Origin of the sequence: Mesorhizobium sp. B2-3-6, assembly GCF_006442305.1 — a bacterium.
Lineage (GTDB): Bacteria > Pseudomonadota > Alphaproteobacteria > Rhizobiales > Rhizobiaceae > Mesorhizobium.
The window spans coordinates 1-4,824 of record NZ_VFVW01000021.1; the positions used below are offsets into that span (position 1 = coordinate 1).

Sequence of the window (4,824 nt, forward strand, 5' to 3'; positions counted from 1 at the left end):
AGTTGCCAGCATTCAGTTGGGCACTCTAAGGGGACTGCCGGTGATAAGCCGAGAGGAAGGTGGGGATGACGTCAAGTCCTCATGGCCCTTACGGGCTGGGCTACACACGTGCTACAATGGTGGTGACAGTGGGCAGCGAGACCGCGAGGTCGAGCTAATCTCCAAAAGCCATCTCAGTTCGGATTGCACTCTGCAACTCGAGTGCATGAAGTTGGAATCGCTAGTAATCGCGGATCAGCATGCCGCGGTGAATACGTTCCCGGGCCTTGTACACACCGCCCGTCACACCATGGGAGTTGGTTTTACCCGAAGGCGCTGTGCTAACCGCAAGGAGGCAGGCGACCACGGTAGGGTCAGCGACTGGGGTGAAGTCGTAACAAGGTAGCCGTAGGGGAACCTGCGGCTGGATCACCTCCTTTCTAAGGAAGAACTCTAATGGAAACGCTTAATCGCTCGTCTTCGGACGAGAGATGATGAGCCTCTGCCTTTCAGTTCTCTTGGAACAAGACGGCAAGAGAGTCACTCTTACCGTCGCGCATACCTTAAGCGGGTCTGCCGCCTTCGTTTCTCTTTCTTCAGCGAATGACTTTGGATCAGCGCTCGCGCGCCGTACCGCGGCCTTTGGGCCGCTGGCGCTCCGCGAGGGCGCGGCATAAGCCGCGACGGCCACCTGTTGGTCAGATTTGGCGGCCTTGCGAGGCTTTGCCTCGATGTCACCAGCTCGTTACCGGCAGAGCGCGGTCTTTAGGGCTTGTAGCTCAGTTGGTTAGAGCGCGCGCTTGATAAGCGTGAGGTCGGAGGTTCAAGTCCTCCCAGGCCCACCACTTCGCAGTCCGCAAGGATTGTCGGAATCTCCTCTGCATCAGTTCGAAGAGGTAATAAGGGGCCGTAGCTCAGCTGGGAGAGCGCCTGCTTTGCAAGCAGGATGTCGTCGGTTCGATCCCGTCCGGCTCCACCACTACCTGGTGTTGAGTAGAGATGAGGCAGAAAAGTCATTCGTGAAAAGAGTTTGCGGCAAGCTTCTTGGCTTTCCGCCTGTTCTGTTTGACATCGTAAAGAGAAGATTTGTTCGAACTTCATGATCCGAAAGGGTCGTGATTTGTCGCGGGAGACGCTCAATCTCCCGCATATGATGGGTTTGCCTAACCGCGCCCTCGAACCGATCTCGAGAAGCTGGTCTTTTTGTGCCAATGACATCGAGCCATATCCCGCACAGGATCTGGCTCAGGCGACGATCCCTTCGGGATCGCGCGGATGGGTATTGGCAATGAGAACGATCAAGTGTCTTAAGGGCAATTGGTGGATGCCTTGGCATGCACAGGCGATGAAGGACGTGATACGCTGCGATAAGCTACGGGGAGGTGCGAATACCCTTTGATCCGTAGATTTCCGAATGGGGAAACCCACCTAAGGTGCTTGGAAAATCAGAGCAGCCAGTGGTCGAAAGACCGTCTTGCTGCTGTGGTTTCCAAGGATCTGTTATAGGTAACTTATCCTGAATACATAGGGATAAAGTGGCGAACGCGGGGAACTGAAACATCTAAGTACCCGTAGGAAAGGACATCAACCGAGACTCCGGAAGTAGTGGCGAGCGAACCCGGACCAGGCCAGTGGCGATTGAGAGACAAGCGGAACCTTCTGGAAAGTAGGGCCATAGTGGGTGACAGCCCCGTACGCGTAATGCGATCAATCGTCCTCGAGTAAGGCGGGACACGTGAAATCCTGTCTGAAATTGGGGGGACCACCCTCCAAGCCTAAGTACTCGTGCATGACCGATAGCGAACTAGTACCGTGAGGGAAAGGTGAAAAGCACCCCGACAAGGGGAGTGAAAGAGTACCTGAAACCGATTGCCTACAAACAGTGGGAGCCCGCAAGGGTGACCACGTACCTTTTGTATAATGGGTCAGCGACTTAGTGTGACGAGCAAGCTTAAACCGCTAGGTGTAGGCGCAGCGAAAGCGAGTCTGAACAGGGCGTTCAGTTCGTCGCATTAGACCCGAAACCGAGTGATCTAGCCATGAGCAGGTTGAAGGTAAGGTAACACTTACTGGAGGACCGAACCCATAACTGTTGCAATAGTTCGGGATGACTTGTGGCTAGGGGTGAAAGGCCAATCAAACTCGGAAATAGCTGGTTCTCCGCGAAATCTATTTAGGTAGAGCGTCGACCGAATACCCCAGGGGGTAGAGCACTGGATGGGCTAGGGGTCCTCACCGGATTACCAAACCTAACCAAACTCCGAATACCTGGGAGTACTAGTCGGCAGACACACGGCGGGTGCTAACGTCCGTCGTGAAAAGGGAAACAACCCTGACCTACAGCTAAGGTCCCCAAGTTATGGCTAAGTGGGAAAGGATGTGAGGATCCCAAAACAACCAGGATGTTGGCTTAGAAGCAGCCATCATTTAAAGAAAGCGTAACAGCTCACTGGTCTAAATAAGGGTCTTTGCGCCGAAAATGTACCGGGGCTAAAGCCATACACCGAAGCTTAGGGTTCGTGAGCAATCACGAGCGGTAGCGGAGCGTTCTGTAAGCTGATGAAGCCATACCCGTGAGGGGTGGTGGAGGTATCAGAAGTGCGAATGCTGACATGAGTAACGTAAGGGGAGTGAGAGACTCCCCCGCCGAAAGACCAAGGGTTCCTGCTTAAAGCTAATCTGAGCAGGGTTAGCCGGCCCCTAAGACGAGGCGGAAACGCGTAGTCGATGGGAACCACGTTAATATTCGTGGGCCTGGAGGTAGTGACGGATCACACAAGTTGTCCAATCTTATCGGATTGAACGGGCAGCGGAGTGGTTCCAGGAAATAGCTCCTCCTTATAGACCGTACCCGAAACCGACACTGGTGGTCTGGTAGAGTATACCAAGGCGCTTGAGAGAACTATGCTGAAGGAACTCGGCAAATTGCACGCGTAACTTCGGAAGAAGCGTGACCCTTTTCTGCGCAAGCAGAGGAGGGTGGCACAGACCAGGGGGTAGCGACTGTTTATCAAAAACACAGGGCTCTGCGAAGCCGCAAGGCGACGTATAGGGTCTGACGCCTGCCCGGTGCTGGAAGGTTAAGAGGAGGGGTGCAAGCTCTGAATCGAAGCCCCAGTAAACGGCGGCCGTAACTATAACGGTCCTAAGGTAGCGAAATTCCTTGTCGGGTAAGTTCCGACCTGCACGAATGGCGTAACGACTTCCCCGCTGTCTCCAGCATAGACTCAGTGAAATTGAATTCCCCGTGAAGATGCGGGGTTCCTGCGGTTAGACGGAAAGACCCCGTGCACCTTTACTATAGCTTTACATTGGCATTCGTAGTGGCATGTGTAGGATAGGTGGTAGGCTTTGAAACCTGGGCGCCAGCTCAGGTGGAGCCACCCTTGAAATACCACCCTTATCACTATGGATGTCTAACCGCGGCCCGTTATCCGGGTCCGGGACAATGTATGGTGGGTAGTTTGACTGGGGCGGTCGCCTCCTAAAGAGTAACGGAGGCGCGCGATGGTGGGCTCAGAACGGTCGGAAATCGTTCGCTGAGTGCAATGGCATAAGCCTGCCTGACTGCGAGACTGACAAGTCGAGCAGAGACGAAAGTCGGTCATAGTGATCCGGTGGTCCCGCGTGGAAGGGCCATCGCTCAACGGATAAAAGGTACGCCGGGGATAACAGGCTGATGACCCCCAAGAGTCCATATCGACGGGGTTGTTTGGCACCTCGATGTCGACTCATCGCATCCTGGGGCTGGAGCAGGTCCCAAGGGTATGGCTGTTCGCCATTTAAAGCGGTACGTGAGTTGGGTTCAGAACGTCGTGAGACAGTTCGGTCCCTATCTGCCGTGGGTGTAGGAATATTGAAAGGATCTGTCCCTAGTACGAGAGGACCGGGATGGACGGATCTCTGGTGGACCTGTTGTGGCGCCAGCCGCATAGCAGGGTAGCTATATCCGGACGGGATAACCGCTGAAGGCATCTAAGCGGGAAACCCACCTTAAAACGAGTATTCCCTGAGAACCGTGGAAGACGACCACGTTGATAGGCCGGGTGTGGAAGAGCGGCAACGCTTGAAGCTTACCGGTACTAATAGTTCGATCGGCTTGATCGTTCTCATTCCTTATGCCCATCGTGAAACACGATGGTCTGGCCAGCGCTCACGCATGAGCGGCCCTTACGGGCCTATGCTCCGCGAGGGCGCCGGACGACCGGCGACGCGCAGTCGCGCTTGCGGGCTTTGCCCGAAAGCAAACTGTGGATGTCGCTCAGGCACAAAAAGACAGGTGAAGAGCAACGAGCCAACAGCGAATAGGCATCCCCTATTCACTATTGCCTACTGCCCAATCCCTAACCAGCTTCTCGAATAACGTGCGTTTTGCCGACCTGGTGGTTATGGCGGAGCGGCTGCACCCGATCCCATTCCGAACTCGGCCGTGAAACGCTCCAGCGCTGATGGTACTTCGTCTCAAGACGCGGGAGAGTAGGTCGCTGCCAGGTCTGCCAAACGCACGTTAAACTCACATCCAATCGGATGGATGTGAAATCTTCTCTTCACGAACAGGCCCGCCAACGGGACAACGGGCCGCGTAAGCGGCCCTTTCAATTTGGCGGCGCGAAGCAGGCAATCGCCCGCTTCCAAACATCGAAGCAGAAACACCTGCTTCCAGAAATCGAAGCAGAAAACACCTGCTTCCAGAGGTCGAAGCAAGCTCACGCTTGCTCATAGGTGGCGCGGGGTGGAGCAGCCCGGTAGCTCGTCAGGCTCATAACCTGAAGGTCACAGGTTCAAATCCTGTCCCCGCAACCAAATCAAAACAGCCCGGCTCACCCCGGGCTGTTCTTGTATCCG

General features: G+C 55.0%; 3 tRNA genes and 3 rRNA genes. All 6 read left to right on the forward strand.

What is annotated here, in order from left to right:
- Positions 1-419 (forward strand): 16S ribosomal RNA (locus tag FJ953_RS30245); the annotation flags it as partial.
- Between the two features lie 328 nt (positions 420-747).
- Positions 748-824, forward strand: a tRNA-Ile gene (locus FJ953_RS30250).
- A gap of 58 nt (positions 825-882) precedes the next feature.
- Positions 883-958 (forward strand) — tRNA-Ala (locus FJ953_RS30255).
- A 317-nt stretch (positions 959-1,275) separates the two neighbouring features.
- Positions 1,276-4,086: ribosomal RNA gene (locus FJ953_RS30260) — 23S ribosomal RNA — on the forward strand.
- Positions 4,087-4,357: 271 nt separating this feature from the next.
- Positions 4,358-4,472 (forward strand): 5S ribosomal RNA (rrf, locus tag FJ953_RS30265).
- Positions 4,473-4,705: 233 nt separating this feature from the next.
- Positions 4,706-4,782: transfer RNA gene (locus FJ953_RS30270), tRNA-Met, on the forward strand.
- The last annotated feature ends 42 nt before the right edge of the window (positions 4,783-4,824 follow it).